General features: G+C 52.4%; 28 protein-coding genes. 13 read left to right on the top strand and 15 right to left on the bottom strand.

All coding sequences use genetic code 11. The features are described from left to right. The first annotated feature begins 13 nt into the window (after nt 1-13). Nucleotides 14-763, top strand: a complete 750-nt coding sequence (locus ACG1BZ_RS01095) for an SDR family oxidoreductase (RefSeq protein ID WP_413664052.1) — start codon at nt 14-16, stop codon at nt 761-763. A gap of 11 nt (nt 764-774) precedes the next feature. Continuing rightward, on the top strand, nt 775-1383 hold the full coding sequence (locus ACG1BZ_RS01090; protein WP_413664051.1) for a LysE family translocator: 609 nt from the start codon (nt 775-777) through the stop codon (nt 1381-1383). A gap of 3 nt (nt 1384-1386) precedes the next feature. Here ACG1BZ_RS01090 and ACG1BZ_RS01085 read toward each other — a convergent pair whose 3' ends face one another. Both ACG1BZ_RS01085 and ACG1BZ_RS01080 read right to left on the bottom strand, forming a co-directional pair. Then, nucleotides 1387-2133 carry a LytR/AlgR family response regulator transcription factor gene (locus ACG1BZ_RS01085; protein WP_413664050.1) on the bottom strand — a complete coding sequence of 249 codons (747 nt, stop codon included), beginning with the start codon at nt 2131-2133 and terminating at the stop codon, nt 1387-1389. Further along, nucleotides 2130-3287, bottom strand: a complete 1158-nt coding sequence (locus ACG1BZ_RS01080; RefSeq protein ID WP_413664049.1) for a sensor histidine kinase — start codon at nt 3285-3287, stop codon at nt 2130-2132. Before ACG1BZ_RS01080 ends, ACG1BZ_RS01085 begins: the two co-directional genes overlap by 4 nt. Before the next feature lie 89 nt (nt 3288-3376). On the opposite strand from ACG1BZ_RS01080, the gene argH reads away from it, so the two are divergent. Then, on the top strand, nt 3377-4801 hold the full coding sequence (gene argH, locus ACG1BZ_RS01075) for an argininosuccinate lyase (RefSeq protein WP_413664048.1): 1425 nt from the start codon (nt 3377-3379) through the stop codon (nt 4799-4801). A 7-nt stretch (nt 4802-4808) separates the two neighbouring features. Here argH and cyaY read toward each other — a convergent pair whose 3' ends face one another. Then, the gene (cyaY, locus tag ACG1BZ_RS01070) at nt 4809-5135 is read right to left on the bottom strand and encodes an iron donor protein CyaY (protein ID WP_282930329.1); all 327 of its coding nucleotides are present in this window, start codon (nt 5133-5135) and stop codon (nt 4809-4811) included. A gap of 107 nt (nt 5136-5242) precedes the next feature. On the opposite strand from cyaY, the gene lptM reads away from it, so the two are divergent. From lptM to ACG1BZ_RS01050, 4 genes are all read left to right on the top strand, one after another. Then, the gene (gene lptM, locus ACG1BZ_RS01065; RefSeq protein ID WP_282930330.1) at nt 5243-5593 is read left to right on the top strand and encodes an LPS translocon maturation chaperone LptM; all 351 of its coding nucleotides are present in this window, start codon (nt 5243-5245) and stop codon (nt 5591-5593) included. Between the two features lie 11 nt (nt 5594-5604). Next, nucleotides 5605-6858: a diaminopimelate decarboxylase gene (lysA, locus tag ACG1BZ_RS01060; protein ID WP_413664047.1), complete on the top strand. Its 1254-nt coding sequence runs from the start codon at nt 5605-5607 to the stop codon at nt 6856-6858. 93 nt (nt 6859-6951) lie between these two features. Then, nucleotides 6952-7782: a diaminopimelate epimerase gene (gene dapF, locus ACG1BZ_RS01055; RefSeq protein WP_413664046.1), complete on the top strand. Its 831-nt coding sequence runs from the start codon at nt 6952-6954 to the stop codon at nt 7780-7782. Between the two features lie 123 nt (nt 7783-7905). Then, nucleotides 7906-8643, top strand: coding sequence for a DUF484 family protein (locus tag ACG1BZ_RS01050; protein WP_413664045.1), 738 nt, complete (start codon nt 7906-7908; stop codon nt 8641-8643). Nucleotides 8644-8709: 66 nt separating this feature from the next. Here the strand turns inward: ACG1BZ_RS01050 and ACG1BZ_RS01045 are convergent, their stop codons facing one another. From ACG1BZ_RS01045 to ACG1BZ_RS01025, 5 genes are all read right to left on the bottom strand, one after another. Then, nucleotides 8710-8934, bottom strand: a complete 225-nt coding sequence (locus ACG1BZ_RS01045; RefSeq protein ID WP_108731384.1) for a hypothetical protein — start codon at nt 8932-8934, stop codon at nt 8710-8712. Between the two features lie 383 nt (nt 8935-9317). Further along, nucleotides 9318-9656 carry a P-II family nitrogen regulator gene (locus ACG1BZ_RS01040; RefSeq protein ID WP_108731383.1) on the bottom strand — a complete coding sequence of 113 codons (339 nt, stop codon included), beginning with the start codon at nt 9654-9656 and terminating at the stop codon, nt 9318-9320. Nucleotides 9657-9743: 87 nt separating this feature from the next. Beyond that, nucleotides 9744-11003: an ammonium transporter gene (locus ACG1BZ_RS01035; protein ID WP_413664044.1), complete on the bottom strand. Its 1260-nt coding sequence runs from the start codon at nt 11001-11003 to the stop codon at nt 9744-9746. A gap of 54 nt (nt 11004-11057) precedes the next feature. Then, nucleotides 11058-11396: a P-II family nitrogen regulator gene (locus tag ACG1BZ_RS01030; protein ID WP_413664043.1), complete on the bottom strand. Its 339-nt coding sequence runs from the start codon at nt 11394-11396 to the stop codon at nt 11058-11060. Between the two features lie 52 nt (nt 11397-11448). Further along, nucleotides 11449-12174 carry a TorF family putative porin gene (locus ACG1BZ_RS01025; RefSeq protein WP_413664042.1) on the bottom strand — a complete coding sequence of 242 codons (726 nt, stop codon included), beginning with the start codon at nt 12172-12174 and terminating at the stop codon, nt 11449-11451. Nucleotides 12175-12600: 426 nt separating this feature from the next. Between ACG1BZ_RS01025 and ACG1BZ_RS01020 the strand changes: the two genes are divergently transcribed. Next, complete coding sequence (locus ACG1BZ_RS01020; protein WP_108735120.1) at nt 12601-12843, top strand: accessory factor UbiK family protein; 243 nt, start codon at nt 12601-12603, stop codon at nt 12841-12843. Between the two features lie 29 nt (nt 12844-12872). After that, nucleotides 12873-14363: a YifB family Mg chelatase-like AAA ATPase gene (locus tag ACG1BZ_RS01015; protein ID WP_413664041.1), complete on the top strand. Its 1491-nt coding sequence runs from the start codon at nt 12873-12875 to the stop codon at nt 14361-14363. 85 nt (nt 14364-14448) lie between these two features. Here ACG1BZ_RS01015 and ACG1BZ_RS01010 read toward each other — a convergent pair whose 3' ends face one another. Further along, entirely contained in the window at nt 14449-15150 is a 702-nt protein-coding gene (locus ACG1BZ_RS01010) for a YopT-type cysteine protease domain-containing protein (RefSeq protein ID WP_413664040.1), read from the bottom strand. Between the two features lie 309 nt (nt 15151-15459). Here ACG1BZ_RS01010 and ACG1BZ_RS01005 point away from each other — a divergent pair, with 309 nt between their 5' ends. Genes ACG1BZ_RS01005 through ACG1BZ_RS00995 form a run of 3 tightly spaced genes read left to right on the top strand, consistent with a single transcriptional unit; the run spans nt 15460 to nt 16392 of the window. Beyond that, entirely contained in the window at nt 15460-15747 is a 288-nt protein-coding gene (locus ACG1BZ_RS01005; protein ID WP_413664039.1) for a putative quinol monooxygenase, read from the top strand. Between the two features lie 7 nt (nt 15748-15754). After that, nucleotides 15755-16198, top strand: a complete 444-nt coding sequence (locus ACG1BZ_RS01000) for a MarR family winged helix-turn-helix transcriptional regulator (RefSeq protein ID WP_413664038.1) — start codon at nt 15755-15757, stop codon at nt 16196-16198. Beyond that, nucleotides 16195-16392, top strand: coding sequence for a hypothetical protein (locus tag ACG1BZ_RS00995; protein ID WP_413664037.1), 198 nt, complete (start codon nt 16195-16197; stop codon nt 16390-16392). The genes ACG1BZ_RS01000 and ACG1BZ_RS00995 overlap by 4 nt, the downstream gene beginning before the upstream one ends. A 31-nt stretch (nt 16393-16423) precedes the next feature. On the opposite strand, the gene bla is transcribed toward ACG1BZ_RS00995, so the two are convergent. From bla to ACG1BZ_RS00965, 6 genes are all read right to left on the bottom strand, one after another. Then, a complete protein-coding gene (bla, locus tag ACG1BZ_RS00990) occupies nt 16424-17290 on the bottom strand; it encodes a subclass B3 metallo-beta-lactamase (RefSeq protein WP_413665825.1) in 867 nt (288 codons plus the stop codon). 15 nt (nt 17291-17305) lie between these two features. Next, the gene (locus ACG1BZ_RS00985; protein ID WP_413664036.1) at nt 17306-18256 is read right to left on the bottom strand and encodes an alpha/beta hydrolase family protein; all 951 of its coding nucleotides are present in this window, start codon (nt 18254-18256) and stop codon (nt 17306-17308) included. Between the two features lie 145 nt (nt 18257-18401). Continuing rightward, on the bottom strand, nt 18402-18959 hold the full coding sequence (locus ACG1BZ_RS00980; RefSeq protein ID WP_413664035.1) for a GNAT family N-acetyltransferase: 558 nt from the start codon (nt 18957-18959) through the stop codon (nt 18402-18404). 10 nt (nt 18960-18969) lie between these two features. Then, nucleotides 18970-19473, bottom strand: coding sequence for a GNAT family N-acetyltransferase (locus ACG1BZ_RS00975; protein WP_413664034.1), 504 nt, complete (start codon nt 19471-19473; stop codon nt 18970-18972). Nucleotides 19474-19490: 17 nt separating this feature from the next. After that, nucleotides 19491-19943 (bottom strand): YaiI/YqxD family protein, encoded by a 453-nt coding sequence (locus ACG1BZ_RS00970; protein WP_152450565.1) that lies wholly within the window; start codon nt 19941-19943, stop codon nt 19491-19493. A 2-nt stretch (nt 19944-19945) separates the two neighbouring features. Next, complete coding sequence (locus ACG1BZ_RS00965) at nt 19946-20164, bottom strand: DUF3565 domain-containing protein (RefSeq protein WP_413664033.1); 219 nt, start codon at nt 20162-20164, stop codon at nt 19946-19948. A 153-nt stretch (nt 20165-20317) separates the two neighbouring features. Between ACG1BZ_RS00965 and rep the strand changes: the two genes are divergently transcribed. Beyond that, on the top strand, nt 20318-22351 hold the full coding sequence (gene rep, locus ACG1BZ_RS00960) for a DNA helicase Rep (protein ID WP_413664032.1): 2034 nt from the start codon (nt 20318-20320) through the stop codon (nt 22349-22351). Nucleotides 22352-22363: the final 12 nt, after the last annotated feature.

Raw genomic sequence — 22363 nt, 5'->3', positions numbered from 1 at the left:
GTGACCAATCAATATGAATAAAAAAGTCGCCTTGATCACTGGTGGCAACCGGGGCATTGGTGCCGCGACAGCCAAATTACTTGCCCACAGGGGGTACCAGATTGCCATTAGCTACCGGCAGCGCAAGCAGCAAGCGGAAGAACTGATCGTTGAACTTCGATCTTTTGGTGTTTTAGCAATAGCCGTTCGCGCCGATATCTCCTCAGAGAAAGATATTGTTCAGCTATTCAATACGGTCGACGAGCAACTAGGCCCAATTAGCTGCCTGGTTAACAACGCGGCAATCATTAAACCGCAAATGCGCGTCGAAACGATGGACGCTGAGCGTATCAATGAAATCCTGCGTACCAACATCACCGGCACCCTGCTCTGCTGCCGGGAAGCAATCAAAAGAATGTCTATCAAAAATGGGGGTACTGGAGGAACCATCGTGAATATTTCCTCTGCTGCCAGCCGTTCGGGATCACCTAACGAGTACATCGACTATGCAGCGAGTAAGGGCGCTGTCGATACGCTGACCATCGGGCTCAGCCAGGAAGTTGCCGATGAAGGGATTCGCGTAAATGGTGTTAGGCCTGGCTTTATTTATACAGAAATGCACGCTGATGGTGGCGAAGCAGACAGAATTGAGCGAGTAAAGTCTGCGATTCCACTCAAGCGTGGGGGGCGAGCAGAGGAAGTGGCTAAAGCTGTGGCTTGGCTACTCGGTGATGAATCCACCTTTACTACCGGTTCATTTATTGACGTTGCAGGCGGGAAGTAGGACCAAAAAATATGTTAGAAGCACTCTTTTCACTAATTGCAGCAACCGCTCTATTGCTCGGCTCCCCTGGTCCAGCACCACTTGCCCTGGCCGCATCGGGAGCGACATTTGGAGTGAGAAAAAGCGGCGGTTTCCTTATCGGCATCCTGCTTGGCCTGAGTGTCGCCATTGTCGGGGCAACCGCCGGCATCGCCGCACTACTGGCAGCCTGGCCAGAAGCGCGCTTGGCGGTTCAGCTTTGCGGTGCCTTATATATTGGCTATATCGCGATCAAAATTGCCACGGCCCCGGTACTGGAGCAGGGCGAATCGTCGACGGCTCAGCCTCCGTCGCTGCTGGATGGGTTTATTTTTAACTTATTGAATCCCAAGGCCTATGCTGCTTTTCTCGCCATATTCTCCCAATTCTTACTACCGATTGAAGAGAGTGGCCTGAGCTATTTAGCCACAGGCTTGGTCTGTTTACTGGTAGCCGCTGCGGTGGATTTTATCTGGTTGTGCTTAGGAGGAAGCCTGAGGCCGGTTTTTCATAAACCCAGGCAGGCGCGAATAATCAGGGTATGTTTTGCGGTATTAATGGTGGCAGCCGTACTCGCTGTTTTTATCCGCGGAAGCATTTAAGCTCTAACACATCTCTGCGATCAATCCTTTTACCGAAGGCAGCATGCGCCGGCTCACCAGCGGCGCTGCTGTTACGCCATCCAGCTCTACCCGGTAATTTGTACCTTCCCTGCGCAACCCAACAATATATTGCACAGCCACCAGTGCGCTGCGGTGAATACGCACGAAACGCTGTCCAAACTCACTCTCAAGCTCTTTTAGAGACTCATCCAGAATGGTCTCTCCAGCGGAGTGATGGGCTACAACATACTTGCTGTCCGCAACCAAACAGCGGATAGAATCTACATCCAGCAACTCCACCCCCAGGCGGCTTATCGCCTTAATACGGCTGCGGCCACTGGGCTCCTCCAGATCCTGCTTGGTTAACAACTGCTGCTGCGGCTTACTCAGACGCTGCGCTTTGGAAACCGCCTCACGCAGCTGTTCGACATTCACAGGTTTTAATAGATACCCAACCGCTGAGGTGGCAAAAGCGGGCAAAGCAAACTCATCGTGGGCGGTGCAGAAAATTATTGCCGGCGGACACGCGAAGCTGGATAACTGCTGAGCCAATTCCAGGCCGCTACCACCGGGCATTTCAATATCCAGTAGCACAAGGTCCGGGTCGAGTTCGCGGATCTGTGATAGTCCGACTTCAATATCTGCCGCTTCTCCCACAGCAATACAATTATCGATCCTCTCCAACTGCCGGTGCAGACGGGCACGAGCTAAAGGCTCGTCATCAACAATCAGTACGCGCAATTGGGTCACTCCATCACCTCGATAGTCTTCTTGGAATTTGTGCTGGACTCTATTTCCCGCCGGTCCACTTCCCGGGGAGATAAGGGTAGCTGTAGTATGACCCGGTACCGGCCCTCCTCCCGACGGGCGGTAAATTTGAAGCGATCGCCGTAGTATGCAGTGAGACGCTGGCGAATATTCTCTGTCGCCATGCCATTACCAGTCTTCGCAGGAACTGCACTGTCCTGTGGCAATGGGTTTTCAATAACAACTTTGAATATGCCCCCCCCTTGCGAGAGCTGTACGCTGATCTCTCCGCCTGCCCGCAACTGTGCCACACCGTGCAACACCGCATTCTCCAATAGGGGTTGAAGCAACATACTGGGCAGCTGAATCTTATCCAGGCCCGCGTCTAGCTGCCAACTCTGGCGCAAACGCTCCCCCAGACGCAGGGCTTCAATCTCCAAATAGCGTTGGGCTAGAGTAATCTCTTGCGCTAAAGGCACCAGCTTTGGATCGGCGAGGCTTGCACGAAATAATGCACATAAATCCTCTACCAACCGCTCCGCGCGATCAGGATCAACAGCGATCAAACTAGCCAGGCTGTTCATACTGTTAAAAAGGAAGTGGGGGCGAATCCGCGATTGAAGTGCCTCGATTCGGGCACCGAGCTCCGCCTGCTGCTGGTTGTAGAGTTGCTGCTGAAGATAGGCGTAGCGCAATACCACCCCCGCACAAATAGCCCCAAGCAGGCAGTCGCCCGCAAATCCCCAGCTATCAAAGCTGGTCTGCAACAACACCGCGCGCAGGGAGCGCTGCACTGCCATCACCAATATGAGCACCGACAGCACTGCAATAAAACTCAAGCCGCCAGCGAGTTTGTGGGGCATTTTCGCCAGGCTCGGCCGAAGCCGGCACAGCAGCGCGGCCGAAGGTAATATCACCCATTGGATCACCAGAGAGATCAGCCCCAGGCGCTGCCAACTGAATTCCGGTAAACCATCCAGGGCCAGGACCAGCACCAACGCCAGCAACTCCCCCATCAACACCAGTACCGCCAGAGAGGTGACACTACAGAGGTCTGGCAGAAACGGAAGCTGCCCAGATAGCGCAGAATCCTTATTTCCTGTGCGATATTTTCGAATTTTCTGCGTTATAATGCCCGACGGCCAGGGGAATGACATGCAGTTGTTATTCTTGATTGTCCCAAAGTTCCAAGCGCAAGATATCACCAAGCTCCCCAGCCTTTCATCTCACTGCAGCCAGGAAAACCATGAGTAACGAAAAATCCCCCTCCGAGTCCGCCAACAATCCTGCCGCCAAACTCTGGGGCGGCCGCTTTAGTGAAGCCACCGATGCCTTTGTCGAGCGATTTACCGCCTCGGTGACTTTTGACCAGCGCATGGCCATGGAAGACATCCAGGGATCACTTGCCCACGCGCAGATGTTGTCAGAAGTGGGGGTATTAAGTGCTGATGAATATCACAAGATAGCCGACGGCCTGAAGGGCATCGCCGAAGAGATAAAAGCGGGAGAATTTCCCTGGTCTGTGCAGCTCGAAGATGTCCATATGAATATCGAAGCGCGCCTGACCCAACGCATTGGTGCCACTGGCAAGAAACTGCATACCGGCCGCTCGCGCAACGATCAGGTGGCAACCGACATCCGCCTGTGGCTGCGTGGGCGCATCGATCTGATTGCTGCCGAACTGACCCGCCTGCAAAATGGCTTGGTCGATTTAGCCGAGCGCGAAGCCGATACCATTATGCCCGGCTTTACTCACTTACAGAGCGCGCAACCAGTGACCTTTGGCCACCACTTACTGGCCTGGAATGCCATGCTGAGCCGGGATTTCGAGCGCCTCATGGATTGCCGCAAACGGGTTAACCGCTCGCCGTTGGGAGCCGCAGCACTGGCCGGCACCAGCTATCCGATCAATCGCGCACGCACAGCGGAGTTGCTGGGCTTCGATGCCCCCACAGAAAACTCCCTCGACTCCGTCAGCGACCGGGATTTCGCTATCGAATTTTGTGCTTTCGCCGCGCTGCTGCTCACCCATCTATCCCGGGCCAGTGAGGAACTGGTGCTGTGGACTTCCAGCCAGTTCGACTTTATTGACCTGCCCGATCGCTTCTGCACCGGCTCCTCAATTATGCCGCAGAAGAAAAACCCCGATGTTCCGGAGCTGGTGCGCGGAAAAACGGGCCGGGTTAACGGCCACCTGATTGCGCTGCTGACACTGATGAAGAGCCAACCGCTGGCCTACAACAAGGACAACCAGGAAGATAAAGAGCCACTATTCGATGCCGCCGATACCGCACTGGATTGCCTGCGCGCGTTTGCCGATATGGCGCCGGCACTGAAGGCAAAAAAAGAAAATATGCTGGAAGCTGCGGCCAAGGGCTTCTCCACCGCGACGGATCTGGCCGATTACCTGGTGCGCAAAGGGGTGGCCTTCCGCGATGCTCACGAAATTGTCGGGCAGTCCGTATCCTTTGCTATTGAACAGGATAAAGACTTATCCGAACTCAACCTGGCCCAACTACAACAGTTCTCAACAGAAATTGGCGAAGATGTATTTGAGGTGCTGACTTTAGAGGGCTCGGTTGCGGCTCGCGATCATATTGGCGGTACCGCACCAAACCAGGTGCGCGCGGCCTGTAAACGCGCACGGGAAGAGATTTCGCAGCGCACTTAAGCGCTGTTTAAGCGGATAATCCGAGGGAAACCTGTTCGCCTTGCTGCTCGCTCAATACGCGGTCGAGCAAAGTCGGCAGGTCCTCACCGGTCGTGGTGCACTTCCAACCGGGGTTTTCAAAAGAAAGATGGTAGCCACCGGATTTGGCGGCGACCCACAACTCCCGGTTGGCAGACTGGCGCGAGAGAATTACCTGGCTGCCATTGTCTTCCAGGGTCAGGGTCAGCACCGCATCACTGCGTTCGTAGTCAATATCCCAATCACAGTGATCGAGTGCATCCTCAATACCGATTAGAGTCTGCTCCACAGCCGCATCATATTCCGCTTGGCTCATCTTTGGTTACTTCTGTTACCGTGTAATGTGTTGAATCAGGTGGGCCGCTATACTATCAGGCTTTTGCCGGTTGCCGCTGCGAATCTCCGACTCTCAGGATGTTATCGATGCTCAAAAAACGACTCTCTCTATTAACCATCACCATCGGTGCCACCGCACTGTTACTGGGCTGTGGCCAAAAAGGTCCTCTCTATCTTCCACAGGACCCCGCCATGCCCGCCTCCAATATTCCAGGTGGCCCGCCGGAGACAGTACCCACCAGTGGTGCAGCACAACCGGGCGAGCCCGGCTCCGCAGCAGAGCAAGCGGTGGAAACCGTTGATGAAATTGAATCTGAAGACGGCTATGGGCCCGACTTTGATATCGATGACACCATTGAGACCGGCCCGACTATCGAAGTCGACGACGAATCGGGCACAGCGGATGACTCCAATGTCGAGGAAGATTTAGAAGAGTAAGAACCGGTCATATGAGAGAGTTTAGTTATCGCGACGGTAGCCTGTGGGCTGAGCAGGTTTCACTGGAACAAATAGCTGAGAATTTCGGCACCCCCACTTATGTCTACAGCCGCGCGCACTTTGAACGGCAATATCGGGATTACGCCGAGGCCCTCGGCAATCGTCCCGGCCTAATCTGCTACGCAGTGAAAGCCAATAGTAACCTGGGCATTCTGTCAGTGCTGGCACAGCTGGGGGCGGGCTTTGATATTGTTTCCGGCGGGGAACTTGAGCGAGTGCTGCTCGCCGGCGGCAACCCATCGCGAATCGTATTTTCCGGAGTGGGTAAAACCTCAGAGGAAATGCGGCGTGCTCTGGAGGTTGGAGTGCACTGCTTCAATATTGAATCAGAAGCGGAAATTGACCGCCTTGAGCGCGTGGCCGCAGAGTGTGGCAAGACCGCCCCGATTTCCATCAGAGTCAATCCCGATGTGGATGCACAAACCCACCCCTATATTTCTACCGGTCTCAAAGAAAATAAATTTGGCATCGCCATAGACAAGGCGATCGAAGTTTATCAGCACGCGGCGGATTCCGAGCATCTGAAAATTACCGGTGTGGACTGCCATATCGGTTCCCAGCTCACCGAAGTCGCCCCCTTCCTGGATGCACTCGATCGCCTGCTGGTTCTTATCGATCAGCTCGCCGAGCTGGGAATTACCCTGGAACACCTGGATCTGGGCGGAGGCCTCGGTGTGCGTTATCGGGGTGAGGAACCACCCCCTGTCGGGGATTACCTGGCGGAGGTCCACAAGCGTATCGGCGAACGCAATTTATCCCTGATTCTCGAACCCGGCCGCTCCATTGCCGCCAACGGCGGCGCCCTGCTGACCCGGGTCGAATACCTGAAGCGTACCGAAGAGCACAACTTCGCTATCGTCGATGCCGCCATGAATGACAACCTGCGTCCGGCCCTTTACCAAGCATGGCAGGATATTGTGCCAGTGACACCGGACGAGAGTGAAAGTACCCTGTGGGATATTGTCGGTCCGGTATGCGAAACGGGCGACTTCCTGGGTAAAAACCGCTCCCAATCTCTGCGAGAGGGGCAACTGTTAGCCATGTTGTCGACCGGTGCCTACGGTTTCACCATGAGTTCCAATTACAACAGCCGCTGTCGCGCTGCTGAAGTACTTGTGGATGGCGACAAAACTTACCTGGTGCGTGAGCGGGAGACTTTTGCTGACTTGGTTCGCGGTGAAACCACTGTCCCCAAAAAAGCCTGATCAGCTACTTGCATCGCAGTGGGGTCCATTTTTCAGCCCGGGCCCCAAACCGCAGCTAACGCCGCGGAAAATCAGTACGAATAGAGAAATGGAATGCGCGTTAAATTCAGCAAGATGCATGGGCTCGGCAACGATTTCGTGATGCTCGACGGCGTCAGCCAAAAAATTAAACTGACCCCGGAAAAAACTCGTCGCCTGGCAGACCGCTGCCTCGGCGTGGGCTGCGACCAGGTACTGCTGGTGGAGCCGCCCCGCACACCCGAGGCGGATTTTCGCTATCGCATATTTAACGCTGATGGCAGCGAAGTGGAAAATTGCGGCAATGGCGCCCGCTGCTTTGCCCGCTTTGTACGTGAACGCCGCCTTACCGGTAAGAAAAATATCCAAGTAGAAACTGCCGCCGGTTTACTGCACCTTAGAGTGCTGGACGGGGATCAGGTTAGTGTCGATATGGGAGCACCAGTCCTTGAGCCCCAAAAAGTACCTTTTTCCGCCGATCGCCGTGCAGAGTCCTATCCCCTGGAAGTGGACGGGGAGACCTTCACCATTGGTGCTGTATCCATGGGAAACCCCCACGCGGTTCTGCTGGTGGAAGATATCGCTTCCGCACCGGTGGAAAGACTCGGGCCCCTAATTGAACGCCACCCGCGGTTCCCACAAAAGGTCAACGCTGGCTTTCTGCAAGTGGATACACGCACCGAAGCCCGGCTCAGGGTATTTGAGCGCGGCGTTGGCGAAACTCGTGCCTGTGGCACCGGCGCCTGTGCTGCCATGGTATACGCTCGCCTGCGAAACCTGGTGGATGACAAAGTCCAAATTCAGCTCCCCGGCGGCACACTGACAATTCACTGGAGCGGACCCGGCCAGCCAGTTACTATGACCGGGCCCGCAACCACAGTTTTTCACGGGCAGATTATTCTCTAAACAATTGTCCGGGTATTTGGCAGTAAACCCGCCACAAGCGGGTACGGGATAACTCAGAGAGCAGAACGCTTCGCCACATCAGTTGTCCGATGCCCCATCCCCGTGCCAGAAAAAGCAAACACAATGGAACACACAGACGCCAATCAGCCCCCCGAAGAGATTGCCGGCGACACTCACAAGGAAACCCAGCGTGACGATAAACTGCTGGCACGGCAGGTAGCCCGCTACCTGATTCAAAACCCGGAGTTCTTTGAAGAGCGCATGGAACTTCTGGAAACCATCAAGTTGCCGCGGGAAAATGGCAAGACCGTGTCGCTGATGACCCACCAAACGAATTTGCTGCGTGAGCGCAATATCGAAATGCGCCAGCGCCTCGACCAGCTCTTGCACAACGCACGGGACAACGACCAGTTATTTTTCAATAGCCGCCGACTTATCCTGGCACTGCTGGAAGCTGAAAATATCGGTGAAGTCACAGAAGCTCTCTATGCCAGTTTCGCCGCTGACTTCAATGTTGAGTTCACCAGCCTGACTCTGTTCGAGCCACTATCTGTTCCCCGCCAAAGCCTGGGACAAGTTCAGACCAACACATTTTCCGATGCCGAGACGGCAATTGGCGGAATAATTCGTAACGGCCGCCCCATCTGTGGTGTTTTGCGCCAGCGGGAAAAAGAATTCCTATTTGCGGAAAAAGCGCAATATATCGCTTCAGCTGCCGTAGTTCCTTTGGGCAATCAACTTGGCACTCTAGCGGTAGGCTCTGCTGATCCCCAGTATTACCGGTCTAGCCTGGGTACTTTATTCCTATCCTATATCGGCGAAGTCCTGGAGCGCCTGCTACCGAAACTGCTCAATCGGTAAAAGCTCTGAGAGGGGTTTGGCCAACTGTCACTCCTCCTGCTGGAGGAGCAACAGCGACCAGAGAGATTAGATAGGGCGGCTGCCGTATTTTGGCTGCGGTTTGCGCGGGGGGTCGGCGGTAACTTCTGGATCAACTTCACTAATCGCGCCGCCACCGGCGAGAAACTCCTCTACATCGGAACTTAACTGGCTTCTGGCACGCTGGCGAGAGGTGATACTGCGTTCTTCTGCAAATTCCTCGGAGTCCTTGCTGCGAGAGTTCTTACCCTGATCTTCATAACCATCTTTCATAGCTAAAACCCTGTAACCTTTACTCCTGTTACAGAGGGAGTACCTCTGTGCCGCCCCTTTCCCGCGGCATCTACAAAACTGACAACCACTTTCCAGTGGCGATCCCCTACCGCGTCAATAGCGGCGATTAATTTATAGGCAGTTCCCCACCCCCGTGCCAGTAACACAAGGAGGAGGCTGTAGAGTTTTTTGTTGGGAAATGAAATGGGAATATTTCAGTTAGTTATGCAGATTTTTGCGCCTGCACCGGTAGCAGATATTTCAAGCAAAATAGATAACAAAGATCGAAGGCGAGATAGCGGGATTTATCAGAAGTGCATATAAAGCCCCTTGCGGGGCTTATGATACTCAATCGCTACGTTATGAAAGAGTTATCAAACAGGTTACACAGCTTCGCTACCGGTTTCACCGGTACGGATACGAATGACTTCTTCGAGAGCCGTGATAAAGATTTTGCCGTCACCGATTTTGCCGGTTTGCGCCGCCTTGGTGATTGCCTCAACAGCGGAGTCCACCATCTCATCATCAACAGCGAGTTCCAATTTTACTTTCGGTAGGAAGTCCACCACATATTCGGCGCCACGATAAAGTTCTGTATGGCCCTTTTGACGCCCAAAACCTTTTACCTCGGTGACGGTCATTCCTTGCACGCCCACTTCAGACAGGGCAGTGCGTACATCATCCAATTTGAAGGGCTTTACTACAGCCGTAATCAATTTCATCTTGAGTATTTCCCCTGATTCGTCCTCGTCGAGAGAACCTTACCCAGGCCACTGCCCCGCCTATGGGGCAGCACCGACACTGTTAACTTACTTGTTCATAAATTCCGGGTAAGCTTCCATTCCGCATTCGGTCAAGTCAACACCCTCTTGCTCCTCATCTTCGCTCACACGGATACCAGTGACGAGCTTGAGCAGGTACCACACTGCAAATGAACTGACGAATACCCAGCCAAAGATGGTCAGTGCACCAATCAATTGCCCGCTGAAACTGGAATCATTGTTAGTCACAGGTACCAATAGCAAACCGAGCAAGCCGACAACGCCGTGTACAGAGATAGCGCCCACCGGATCATCAATTTTCAGCTTATCCAGGGTGATGATAGAGAAGACCACCAACACACCGGCGATCATACCGAAGAGGGTTGCCTGCAATGCAGTCGGGGTCGATGGCTCCGCAGTAATTGCTACCAGACCAGCCAGGGCGCCATTGAGCAACATGGTCAGATCAGCTTTACCGAACAGGATACGGGCGGTGATCAGTGCAGCAATAGCACCACCGGCAGCAGCGGTATTGGTATTCACAAAGACCATGGCAACGGAGTGTGCACTGGCAGCATCGCCCAGCTTCAGTACGGAGCCGCCATTGAAGCCAAACCAGCCCATCCACAGGATAAAGGTACCCAGGGTTGCCAACGGCAAGTTAGCACCGGGAATGGCATACACTTGGCCGTTAGGGCCGTATTTGCCTTTGCGCGCGCCCAGTAGCAGGACACCAGCAAGCGCAGCCGCTGCACCCGCCATATGCACGATACCGGAACCGGCAAAATCAGAGAAACCGAGATCGCCCAAGTTGTACAGGCCGAAAACCTCTTTGCCGCCCCAGGTCCAGGCACCTTCCAGTGGATAGATGAAACCGGTCAAAACTACTGCAAAGGCCAGGAAACTCCACAGCTTCATACGCTCGGCAACCGCACCGGATACAATGGACATAGCGGTAGCTACGAAAACCACCTGGAAGAAAAAGTCTGAAGCTCCGGAATAAACGGAGTCACCTTCAAAACCATTTTCTGCAGAATCGCTGAGGACGCCTTCCAGACTAAACGCCTCAATACCGGACAATGCCCAGCCACCATCGTACATAATGGCGTAGCCAGTCAGCAGATACATAATGCAGGCAATCGCAAACAGGGCCACATTCTTGGTGAGAATTTCCGTGGTGTTTTTGGAACGCACCAAGCCGGCTTCCAGCATGGAAAAGCCGGCGGCCATCCACATTACCAAGGCGCCGCACATCAGAAAGTAAAAAGTATCAATTGCATACTGCAATTGAAAAATTTGGTTCTCCATATTCCTCTCCGTTCAAATCTGGATATTTATTAAAATTATGTTTTCGGTTTTTAATTAAATTGCTGCATTACCGGTTTCTCCGGTACGTATGCGCACGACCTGCTCAAGCTCTGCGACAAATATTTTTCCGTCACCGATCTTGCCACTCTGCGCGCTGGAACCAATTGCTTCGATAACCGCATCCAGTTGCGAATCTGACACCGCTATTTGCAGCATGGTTTTCGGAAGAAAATCCACCACATACTCTGCACCGCGATACAATTCCGTATGCCCTTTTTGGCGACCAAAGCCCTTCACTTCAGTAACCGTTACACCATTAACCCCCGACTCCCGCAGGGCATCTCTCACAGCATCCAGCTTGAAGGGTTTAATGATTGCAGTGATTAATTTCATGGTATTCCCCTAAAGAAAAACGGGCCCTCGTATTAGCGAAGGCCCTTTTGTATTACCAGGTATAAGTCGCGCCGGCGAGCAATGTAGGTTCGCACCAGTCGGTCTCGTAGCACTCTTTATCGCTGACATCGGTGCCCACGAAAGAAGCGCTCAGGCTCAAGCCGCCAAATTCCTTACTGAGGGAAACGGAGTAATCGATATAGGAATCAGATCCATCGAGAAAACCTTCTTCTTCAAAAAGGTTTAATCCCAGATGTAGATCGAGAGAAAGATCTGAGGGAAGAGCGAAACTATATTCCGCATAAGGGTAATAAAACTCACCGGTATCCGCCCAATAATCATCGGAATAGGCAAACCCCAACGTTAAGTCTGAAAAACTCAGGCTGCCGTATATTTCCTGATAATCTTCATCTTCACTTCCTCCGTGATAGGCGTAATAAATGTAGCCAACATCAAAGCTAACGCTGTCATTGATATCCGCACTATAACCGCCGTAAAAATCCTGTTCGTAGTCGGTTTGATCAGTCTCGTAATCAAAATCCACTTGGGATGCCCAGGTGCCAATATAAATGCCGTTTCCAAAATCGACATCGACACCACCCTGTAATGCGGGGCCTCCATCAGTCTGGCTAATACCACGGAATCTATAGTCAGAAACAAGACCCACATTGGCACTAATGCTGGGACCGCCCTCGGCAGCCATCGATAAATTTGCAGCGCCCAGTGCGAGAACGGCACCGGTGACGAGAGTGGCAACTTTATACATTTTATTTTCCACTTTAATCCTCCAAGGCTTTTGAAGCTGTTTTTTCGAGTGCTTTTATGGCGCCGCCTGCAATCAGTCCTTCACTGTCGGGTGTGACAGAGGGTCGCTTGCGTCTCGTGAACTGCTACTTTCCCAGACTCCCAATGATCGTTAATGGGACACCTGCACAGATTGTTTGCAGACTTGATGCCAACACTGCAACCGCAAGCAAAATCAATAAGTTAGGAGTAATTGAATTAGTAAAATTCGTACGAATAGAAACTCGGAGGCAAAGTGCTGCACCAACATGGAACTGCCTTTCTTCCTTTGCACTGAAGTGGGGAGGTAAAGATTAAGGTGCGCTCAGAACGGTGCGCTGTTAGGCTGCTTTTTCCAAAAAATGCACTGGGTTACAATCCCGTGCTATTCATATCCATCTTATTTAGCGAGGAAATGCCCGTGGCAGCAGATAAACTGCAACAGCTGCTGAAAGAGCTACAACAACAGGGCGCCGTGGTGACCAGTGACTTGCGCAGTGCTCTGGAAGTATCACTGGATAAATTGCCATTGGTCTCCCAGCGAGAGTTCGACACTCAGGTGGAGATACTGCGCCGGACCCGGGAAAAGCTGGCACGACTCGAAGATAAGGTCGAAATGCTGGAGCAGGCCCTGGCGCAGAGAGACAGCGCCGCCAAGGACTAAGCCCAGGGAGCCACTTCAAGGATGAAATCGTGAGCCTCTCAGTCACCTACTCCCGAGCTCAGCTCGGGGTCTCTGCACCTCTGGTTACCGTAGAAACCCACCTGGCAAATGGACTCCCTGCTTTTCATATTGTGGGTTTACCGGAAGCGGCGGTGCGGGAGAGCCGCGACCGTGTGCGCAGCGCCCTAATCAACAGCCATTTCGACTTCCCCCAGCGCCGTATTACCGTCAACCTCGCCCCCGCCGACTTACCCAAGGAAGGTGGCCGCTACGATCTGGCCATCGCCATCGGTATTCTCAGTGCCTCGGGACAGGTTCCCACCGAAACTCTGGAACGCTATGAATTTATTGGCGAGCTAGCACTCACCGGCGCCTTGCGGGAAGTAAGTGGTAGCTTACCGGCAGCCGTGGCCTGCACCAATGAAGACCGTAAACTCGTTGTGCCTACCGAGAACGGTGCGGAAGCCGCGCTGGCAACCGGCGAAGTCAGCATTGCCAACTCCCTACTGGAAGTTTGCGCCGAACTTCATGGGCGTGAATCTATGCCCAAAGCTGTTACAGAGCCTATTGCCGAAGAGCACCTGTGCGCAGACTTAGCCGATGTGCGCGGCCAACTAAAGGCCCGCCGCGCTCTCGAAGTGGCAGCAGCCGGGAGCCACAATCTGCTTTTTTACGGTCCGCCCGGCACCGGCAAAACCATGCTGGCCAGCCGCCTGCCAGGAATATTGCCCCCGCTGACAACTGAAGAGTCACTAGAGGTAGCGAGCGTTTACTCCAGCGCAGGCCTACCTCACCAGAGCCTGCGCCCTTTCAGGGCCCCACACCACAGCGCCTCCCCAACAGCGCTGGTCGGTGGGGGCAGTACTCCACGGCCCGGTGAGATATCCCTCGCGCACCGGGGAGTCCTATTCCTTGATGAGATGCCCGAATTTCCCAGGCACGCCCTGGAGATACTGCGGGAACCCCTGGAGAATGGTGAAGTGCGTATCTCCCGCGCCCGAGCCCAAGTCACCTACCCCGCCCACTTTCAGCTGGTCGGGGCTATGAACCCCTGCCCTTGTGGCTATTTAGGCGAACCCCGCTGTCGCTGTACCCCAGACCAGATAGATCGATATCGTAACAAGCTCTCAGGCCCTCTGCTGGATCGTATCGATATGCAGGTAGAGGTGGGCGCTATGAATGCTGTGCAATTACAGGATTCAGCTCCCGGAGAAACTTCCGATACCGTGAGAGAGAGAGTTTGTGCCGCACGCCAGCAACAAATACAGCGGCAAGGTAAGACAAATAACCTGTTAAAAGGCGCAGAGCTGGAAAAGCACTGTGCCTTGGGGGAAAAGGAGAAACACCTCTTACGTCAATCGGTGGAAAAACTGGGGCTATCCGCGCGTAGTTACCATCGGGTCCTTAAAGTAGCCCGAACCTTGGCAGACCTTGCTAATTCTGAACGTATAAGCACAACTCAAATTGCTGAAGCTTTGGCGTACCGCAATCTGGACAGGCGCCAAACGGCTACGGCATAACTTGCCTATATGAACACTTACACATCCCGAGGAATCTATACCGGTCTCGATACCTTTATTCGTGAGCTGAGGTGGATACTCAATATCAGCTCATGAAGTAATTTAAATTAGGATCCCGACTATAAGACCCCATTTCCAAAACATGGAGCACTTTACGCCCCAAATATTGTGCACCTTGTTCACGTCCCCCAACCCCATAAGGAAAGATCACATCGCTTAAAAAATTCCTCAGGTGCGCCAGATAATTAAATTGGAAAGTCCCAATATTTGGATCAAAAAATATCAAGTTTTCAAGATCCAAGGCCATAGTATGCGAATGAAAACTTCGAGTGGAAATTATTCGAAATTGATTTATATCTGGCCCCTGACAGCAGTAATCACCAACCCAATTTCTAAGTCTATTGACATATTCTTTACGGGGCATATTTCCTACGAAACCGTGAGTATTCATCCACAAATGGGCATCCTTCATCTGAGTACTCGCAGCTTTTGTGGCATTAAATAATTCTATTGCCGGTGAAAGAGCATCAGCAATAACTCTCTTATTCTGCCCGACCATAGGGTCTAGATAGACCCTGTTTTTAATTTGCCCCTCAAGCCAATAAAGTGCTAGTGCTATACATATACCATCTCCAACTCCCCTTTTAGTGAGTACAGTGTGAATTTTACTTCCAGGGGATTGTGAAAACTCAACGACTCTAATACAACCCCGAGCTCTTGCTGCTAAGATAACTCTTTCTATAATTCTGCGAGTATCTCTTGCAGTTCGATTCATCCATAAAGGCATATTTATCCTCACCCAGTAAAAGCTTCGATCATTATTCGACAAATTATTGCAACTCAACTTGTCGACAACTTTTCGTCCGATTGCATGTACATGAACAATTAACCTTCATCCTACAGTGAGGCTTTACTGTATTTTTGATTTTTCTTGCTATTTCTCCCCCTAGTGATTTCAGTATTTTATAAACCCAACCCACTTAAAATAGGCCTGTATTCATTCACATTAATCATTGCAATTATTGACATGGCGATCAGTTGACATAACCACCCAAATAGTTATCATGGCAATCATCTCTATGTAAAGGCACTATATATGAACAAGCATCTATTCATTATTGCCAAGATTTCCCCCAAGGCTGAATTCTTCATACAAGCCAAACAGGCCATCTTATCCATAGTGGCTAATACGTTGAAGGAAGAGGGCTGCCTGCAGTTTGCTGTGCACGAAGACGGGGAACACCTGTTTTTATACGAGGAGTGGCGCAGCCAGGAAGACTTAGACAAGCATTACGCTATGCCCTATATCGCTCCGATATTCGAAGCCTATCAAGAGTGGCTAAAAGAGCCTGTGGAGATCAATAAGCTGGTGAGGTTGGCTTAATACCCTTATGTTTTTTCTCAAAGAACTTCCCTCACAACAGATGGTTGAGGGATATTCCAAACGATTTTCTGTAAAAGACCCCACTGCCATTCAGGGCGCCCTCACCATGATGCGGGATGCGAGCCTCCTATTGCGGGAGCTGGAGGGTTACTTTTCTGAACACGGAACCTCCCAGCTGCGCTTCCTGGTAATGATCGTTATCGACCGGGAGCCTCAAAGAGATAGTTTACTCGCTTCAGAAATCGCAGAGCGCATCGATGTTTCTCGCCCGGTAATGACACGAACCCTGAAAAGCATGGTGGAAGATGAGCTCATCGTTATGGAAGCAGACTCCAGCGATGGCAGGGCAAAATGTGTAGCACTTACTGAGAATGGAAAACAATTTCTACAGAAAATCTTGCCCGGATATTTTAAGACAATTTCTAAATTTATGGAGGAATTGAACAAATGAAGAAACCGATACTACATGCTCTGTGCATCTGGGCATTGGTTTACCCTATTGTTACTCTATTACTTCTAGGGATGCAGGCACTGGAATTGCAAATTGCAATTGGTTTAAAAGCGCTAATAATGACCGTTATTCTGGTCCCACTAATGTATTTCTATCTTGTGCCAAAGGTGCATCAATTTTTGGCCCGGCATTAATATGCCGAGCCATGTTTTGTAGCGCAAATATCTAGTCAGCTGGATCTTTCTCAGCTTCCAGCTTTTCACTTAATTTTTTTTTCGCTTTCTCTGCATATTGATGACAGCTTACTGATTTTTTCTGTATAGCTTTGTTTTTAAACTCCCAACCGCTGGCAGGTGCATGAGGGGTAAGTAGTAAATCACAAGGTAAATCCCGCACACGGGCAAAGCTTGTGCGGAAGTCCTCTAAGATATTGGGATAGCGGCGGTTATCAATCAGTTGATAACCGGGCGCTGTAAGGCTATCCACATAAGCTATATCTTTAGTTTTACCATCAACTTTGTCTTCCCAGGTCCAGGCCATACTCCCTGGTGTATGGCCTGGGATAAAATGTACGCGTAGACGCAAATCCCCTAGAACCACTTGCTCGCCATCGTGCAGGATACGATCCGCCTTTATTGGCGGATATAAAAGTTCGTCGGCAAAATGAATATCATTGGCACCACCGCGAGCCATTAACACCGCTGACTCGGCATTGGTTACTACCTGTGCACCAGTTACGCGTTTTAGCTCGGCTAAGGAACCTACATGGTCTGCATGGGCCTGACTGTGCAAGATTAACTTGAGATCCGAGGGGGCGACTCCCAACCTGCGCATATTCTCCAATAAATGCTCAGCCGTCTGCTCCATGCCACCATCAATTAGAATCGATCCCTCTTTGCCTTTTAATAACAGTGAGGTAATTCCCTCGGTACCTATTTGCCACGTGTTACCTGCAATCTTTAGAGGCGCTACTGGCTGACGCCAGGATTCTGGTACCTTGTAGGTTTCCAGTTGTGGTAAGACAGCATAGTTTTCCGCTGCCGAAAAACTGGAATAAGCGGCCATCACTATTGCGGCTAATTGGATTCTTATATTCATTGATCAGTCTCAACTTTTACCGGCATCAGAGATACACCCGGGAGCTCCATTTAGTGCAGTCTTTTTGATCCATCCAGAAATTCTTTCAAAAACTTCTCCCCGGTGATTTACACCATCCTTATCTGTCATATAGTGATCGTAACCGGGGTACTCCCAATAAGTCAGCTCACAACGTCCGGCTGATGCATAGGCATCTTGTGCTGCTCGGCCGGAACTGACCGGGGCAGATTTATCTTCTGTACCCTGGATCAATAATACGGGGGCATGGCTGTTCAATAAATCGTTAACTGGTACCCGATCGACGACATCGGCCCACCAACGCATAGAGTTTCCACCCCAGACTTCCGCGCTTTCTGGGTTAGCTCGGGCATAGGCGAGTTTGGCATCTACCTCTTTAGCTACGTGGGGCGGAACCAAACTCTTTAGCACTTGAGCAAAGGATTCCCCCAATCCACTTGAAAAGACCACTGCCGCATCGGGATTTAGCCTCGGCGCCAGTCGTGCAACAAGATCACCACCCTCGGAACCGCCGAACAAGACCAGCTTGCCATTCCACCAATCAGCCCCGCGCAGTTCGTCGACAATCTGCTCTACATCTACCGCACGCTGCTCAACAGTATGGTTAGCTACATACTCTTTTGAACAATCTTTAAATTGCTCTTCCGGGCTGTCAGAGTGAGTTACACCATATTTTTCTACCAATAAAACAGCATATCCTGCCGCTAACTCTTTAGCCTGTTGGATAGTAGTATTTTTAACAGCAGGTAGGCAGCCAGACCCCTGGGCTATCAAAAACAAGCCATACTTCCCGTTAGCCGATGGTTGCTCTAAAGACCAGTAAAGCGTTGATCCATCTGGGCGTTTACTGACTTTAAGTAGAGGTTCGGCGGACACGCCGATATGCAAAGTCGCTAGCAGAAGACCAGTTGCCGTTATAAAGGCCGATTTAACACAACCCATAGCGAGAACTCCCTGCCCTCACCTGAAATTAATGGTGGGGCTATATTTGCTTGGTTATTGTTGAAGAGGGGATGAACCTCATATTCACCCCCTCTCCGAACCCAAGAAAAAGTAATGGTTCCCGAGCTAACTGAAGCTAATCACATCAAGATTTTTTCCAATCATCAGCACTTAAGCGATAAAGGCAGTGCCGCTGCAGATGGCTTTCGCTGGGGACAAGTGGATGTTCAAAGACGAGAGAATCCCGCCGCATACCCAGCCGCTCCATCACCCGCTGGGAACGAAGGTTTTGCAGTGCAGTAAAGGAAACGACTTCGCTGAGATTCAGGGTATTAAAAGCTACATCCAAAGATGCTTGTGCAGCTTCACTGGCATAGCCTTTTCCCCAGTGGGGAAAGGCCAAGCGCCAGCCAATCTCTACCGCTGGAGTGAAGGGCAAATCTTCGGTCACATTTTTCATGCCGACAAATCCAAGAAGCTCTTTAGTCTCTCTCAGCTCCAAGGCCCAAAAGCCCCAGCCGTATTTCTCAATATGCGCAATACTGCGATCCACACCGGCGTCGCTCTGTTGTCGCGTCAGCAATGAGGGGAAGAACTCCATCACCCTGGGGTCGGCATTCATTTCCGCAAGTACAGGCTTATCTTCCTCTCGCCACTGGCGCAGCTGTAAGCGCTCTGTCATAGGTTGTATTAATTCAGGCATGGAATATTCGCTATTCAATATTTTGTTTCTGCTGAAAATCTACAGACGGTGCGACCATAAAATCGCACTGATCCAGCCATTTTCGCTGCCCTGGGTAAGCCGCTTCCTCAAAGCCCAATTTCTGATAGAGAGTCCGTGCCGCTAGATTAGTACGCAGGACAAATAAAGAGCACTCGATTGCATCCAGGGCTCTGGCTCCTGTTTGTGCAAGCTGTACTACCAGCGCACGCCCTAATCCGGCTCCGCGATGATTGGGGGAGACAATTAAGCGACTTAGGTGGCAGCGGCCCAGGTGTTGGTAATACTGCCCAAAAGCCAGCACATCACCGCTGCTGTCCTGAAGTGCGTAGCTGGGAAACTCCGGCCAGCGACAATCCTCCAAGAAGGACCTCCCCTCGAACGGAAACCTGAAATCAGGCCCCCCCCACTGTTGGCACTGCTCCCTATCAGGTAGCCAAGACATCAATGTTGGGAATTGCCACTCTTCCATTGGCTTCAGTCTCAAATTATCCACGGCAATTCTCCTTAAAGTTACTTGCGACTCTTTGCCAGCCATCTATCTAACTGATCGGCAAAAGCTTTTCGGTCCGCCTGGCTAAGGGCCGGTGGTCCGCCGGTATGCACGCCGCTGGAGCGCAGGGTATCCATAAAGTCCCGCATATTCAGACGCGCGCGGATATTGGCTTTGGTATAGCGCTCCCCACGGGGATTAAGGGCTTCAGCACCCTTGTCGATCACCTCTGCTGCCAGGGGGATATCGCTGGTAATAATCAGATCCCCCGCCTCGCAGCGCTGCACTATCTCGTTATCCGCCACATCAAAACCCGCTGTCACTTGCACGGAGCGAATATAGCGCGACGGCGGCACCCGCACCGCTTGGTTGGCCACCAAAGTCAGTTCTGTGGCTGTACGCTCAGCGGCGCGAAACAGGATTTCCTTGATGGCGACCGGGCAGGCGTCGGCATCGACCCAGAGTTTTGTCATGGCTATACAACCTTTTCGAGCGTATCGGGCGGTGCGCCCTCATCGCATTTCTTGCAATTGAGCTGGAATCCCAGCATGGACTCGCGCCCTTGTTCAGTGATCACCCAGGGCCGGTTGGTCCAGGGAGGATTGTGGCGTACATGTTGGAAGTGGCCACAGGCGAGCTCCGCCACCCAGTGATTCTCTTCATCCAGGTGGTAGCCGGCGATGGATTGTTGCATGGGGTTACACAAGCAGGGAATAAGGCGCAGTTATAGCCAATCCCAAGGGCAAAGTATACGTGTGGCCGGTGGTTCGCACTGGTACTGGGATGATTCGAGCCAAGACTGCTAGAATCTCCCGCTTTTCCGCGACGCGAAGATGCAGCCCCATCTATGACCCAGCTCAATCCCCGCCAATCCGAAGCCGTGAAGTACGTCGATGGCCCTTGCCTGGTACTGGCCGGTGCCGGCTCCGGCAAGACCAGCGTAATCACCCGCAAGATCGCCTACCTGATCGAGCAGTGTGGCTACGCCGCGCGCAATATCGCCGCCCTCACCTTCACCAACAAGGCGGCACGGGAGATGAAAGAGCGGGTCAGCAAACTGCTGGCGGGCCCTGATGGCAAGCGCTCAAAAGCGAGTCACGGTCTCACCGTATCCACCTTTCACAACCTTGGGCTGAATATCCTGCGCAAGGAATACCGCGCCGCCGGCTTTAAGCCCGGTTTCTCCATCTTCGATGCGGAAGACGCCCGCGCCCTGATCAAGGAGCTGATGCTCAGGGATGGCGACCTGGATACAGACCTGTTGGATCGGGTACAAAACCAGATCTCCAACTGGAAGAACGATATGCTCACCCCGCGCCGTGCCCTGGAGCAGGCACAGAGCCCCGGTGAGCAGGCCATCGCGGTTGCCTACGATCGCTACTGTGAAGCCCTCAAGGCCTACAATGCCGTCGACTTCGACGACTTGATCCTGCTGCCGGTACAGTTGTTCGACAAAGATCCAGAGTTGCTGCAACGCTGGCGCAAAAAGATTCGCTACCTGCTGGTGGACGAATATCAGGACACCAACAACTCCCAGTACCTGCTGGTGAAGCTGCTAGTGGGCGGGCGCGGCGGCCTCACAGTGGTGGGAGACGATGACCAGTCTATCTACGCCTGGCGCGGCGCGCGCCCGGAGAATATGAGTGCGCTGAAGACCGACTTCCCCAACCTTCGCCTGATCAAACTGGAGCAGAACTACCGCTCCACCAGCCGCATCCTCAAAGTGGCCAACCACCTGATCGCCCACAACCCTCACGAATTCGACAAAGCATTGTGGTCCGATCGCGGTCTGGGTGAGGAGATCCGCGTACTCAAAGTGGCCAATGAAAACGAGGAAGCGGAGCGGGTCGCCAACGAGATTTTTCTGCAAAAGAGCCGTCGCGGCTGCAAGTTTATGGATTTTGCCGTGCTCTATCGCGGCAACCACCAAGCGCGCTTGATCGAAATGAAACTGCAGGAACACCAGGTTCCCTACCAGATGTCCGGCGGTACTTCCTTCTTCGCCCGCGCTGAAATCAAGGATGTGATGGCCTACCTGCGCCTGTTGGTGAATCCGGATGATGACAACGCGTTCCTGCGCATTATCAATACCCCGCGTCGCCAAATAGGTACCAGCAGCCTGGAAGCCTTGGGCAACTACGCCAAGGGCCGCGAGATTTCCATGTTCAAAGCCTGCTCGGAATTGGGCTTTAAGGAGCATATCAACGAGCAGGGCTACGAGCGCCTAAATCGCTTCGCCCTGTGGCTCGAAGGGATTCAGCGCAACTGTCGCGATACCACCGCCAATGGTGCCCTGCGTGAAATGCTGGAAGATATCGACTACGCCGGTTGGCTCTCGCAAAACGCCAGCAGCGAGAAGGTGGCCGAGAAGCGCATGGAAAATGTGTATTGGCTGCTGGAGAGCCTCAACAAGATTATGGAGGGCACCGACGATGAGCTGGAGCAGGATATTCGCCTGGAACAGGCCATCTCCAAACTGATCCTGCGGGATATGCTGGAGCGCCAGGAAGAAGAGGAAGCCACCGATAAGGTCAGCCTTATGACCCTGCACGCCGCCAAGGGCCTGGAATTCCCCCATGTGTTTATGATCGGTATGGAAGAGAACTTACTTCCCCACCGCAACAGTATTGAAGACGACAATATCGAAGAAGAGCGCCGCCTCACCTACGTGGGTATCACCCGCGCCCAGCGCACCCTCACCATGACTTTGGCAGGCAAGCGCAAACAGTTCGGCGAAACCCAGGACACCACACCCAGCCGCTTTATTGACGAATTGCCGGAAGAAGATGTGTTGTTGGAAGGATTTGGTAAAGCGACGCCGGAGCAGAATCAGGCGAAGGGAGAGGAAACTTTAGGGTCTTTGTTGAGTATGTTTGATTGAAGTTTATTCACC

Source organism: Microbulbifer sp. CNSA002 (assembly GCF_047324085.1).
Lineage (GTDB): Bacteria > Pseudomonadota > Gammaproteobacteria > Pseudomonadales > Cellvibrionaceae > Microbulbifer.
The sequence above is the reverse complement of the archived record's forward strand: the minus strand, read 5'-3'. Positions and strand labels throughout refer to the sequence as shown.

Coding starts and splice junctions, on each gene's coding strand:
- ACG1BZ_RS01095 (WP_413664052.1), top strand. CDS start 14: ATGAATAAAAAAGTCGCCTTGATCACTGGTGGCAACCGGGGCATTGGT.
- ACG1BZ_RS00995 (WP_413664037.1), top strand. CDS start 16,195: ATGAAGAAACCGATACTACATGCTCTGTGCATCTGGGCATTGGTTTAC.
- cyaY (WP_282930329.1), bottom strand. CDS start 5,135: ATGAGCCAAGCGGAATATGATGCGGCTGTGGAGCAGACTCTAATCGGT.
- lptM (WP_282930330.1), top strand. CDS start 5,243: ATGCTCAAAAAACGACTCTCTCTATTAACCATCACCATCGGTGCCACC.
- ACG1BZ_RS01080 (WP_413664049.1), bottom strand. CDS start 3,287: ATGTCATTCCCCTGGCCGTCGGGCATTATAACGCAGAAAATTCGAAAA.
- rep (WP_413664032.1), top strand. CDS start 20,318: ATGACCCAGCTCAATCCCCGCCAATCCGAAGCCGTGAAGTACGTCGAT.
- ACG1BZ_RS00985 (WP_413664036.1), bottom strand. CDS start 18,256: ATGGGTTGTGTTAAATCGGCCTTTATAACGGCAACTGGTCTTCTGCTA.
- ACG1BZ_RS00970 (WP_152450565.1), bottom strand. CDS start 19,943: ATGACAAAACTCTGGGTCGATGCCGACGCCTGCCCGGTCGCCATCAAG.
- argH (WP_413664048.1), top strand. CDS start 3,377: ATGAGTAACGAAAAATCCCCCTCCGAGTCCGCCAACAATCCTGCCGCC.
- ACG1BZ_RS01030 (WP_413664043.1), bottom strand. CDS start 11,396: ATGAAATTAATCACTGCAATCATTAAACCCTTCAAGCTGGATGCTGTG.
- ACG1BZ_RS01040 (WP_108731383.1), bottom strand. CDS start 9,656: ATGAAATTGATTACGGCTGTAGTAAAGCCCTTCAAATTGGATGATGTA.
- ACG1BZ_RS01090 (WP_413664051.1), top strand. CDS start 775: ATGTTAGAAGCACTCTTTTCACTAATTGCAGCAACCGCTCTATTGCTC.
- lysA (WP_413664047.1), top strand. CDS start 5,605: ATGAGAGAGTTTAGTTATCGCGACGGTAGCCTGTGGGCTGAGCAGGTT.
- ACG1BZ_RS01005 (WP_413664039.1), top strand. CDS start 15,460: ATGAACAAGCATCTATTCATTATTGCCAAGATTTCCCCCAAGGCTGAA.
- ACG1BZ_RS01000 (WP_413664038.1), top strand. CDS start 15,755: ATGTTTTTTCTCAAAGAACTTCCCTCACAACAGATGGTTGAGGGATAT.
- ACG1BZ_RS01035 (WP_413664044.1), bottom strand. CDS start 11,003: ATGGAGAACCAAATTTTTCAATTGCAGTATGCAATTGATACTTTTTAC.
- ACG1BZ_RS00965 (WP_413664033.1), bottom strand. CDS start 20,164: ATGCAACAATCCATCGCCGGCTACCACCTGGATGAAGAGAATCACTGG.
- ACG1BZ_RS01010 (WP_413664040.1), bottom strand. CDS start 15,150: ATGCCTTTATGGATGAATCGAACTGCAAGAGATACTCGCAGAATTATA.
- ACG1BZ_RS00980 (WP_413664035.1), bottom strand. CDS start 18,959: ATGCCTGAATTAATACAACCTATGACAGAGCGCTTACAGCTGCGCCAG.
- dapF (WP_413664046.1), top strand. CDS start 6,952: ATGCGCGTTAAATTCAGCAAGATGCATGGGCTCGGCAACGATTTCGTG.
- ACG1BZ_RS01045 (WP_108731384.1), bottom strand. CDS start 8,934: ATGAAAGATGGTTATGAAGATCAGGGTAAGAACTCTCGCAGCAAGGAC.
- ACG1BZ_RS01050 (WP_413664045.1), top strand. CDS start 7,906: ATGGAACACACAGACGCCAATCAGCCCCCCGAAGAGATTGCCGGCGAC.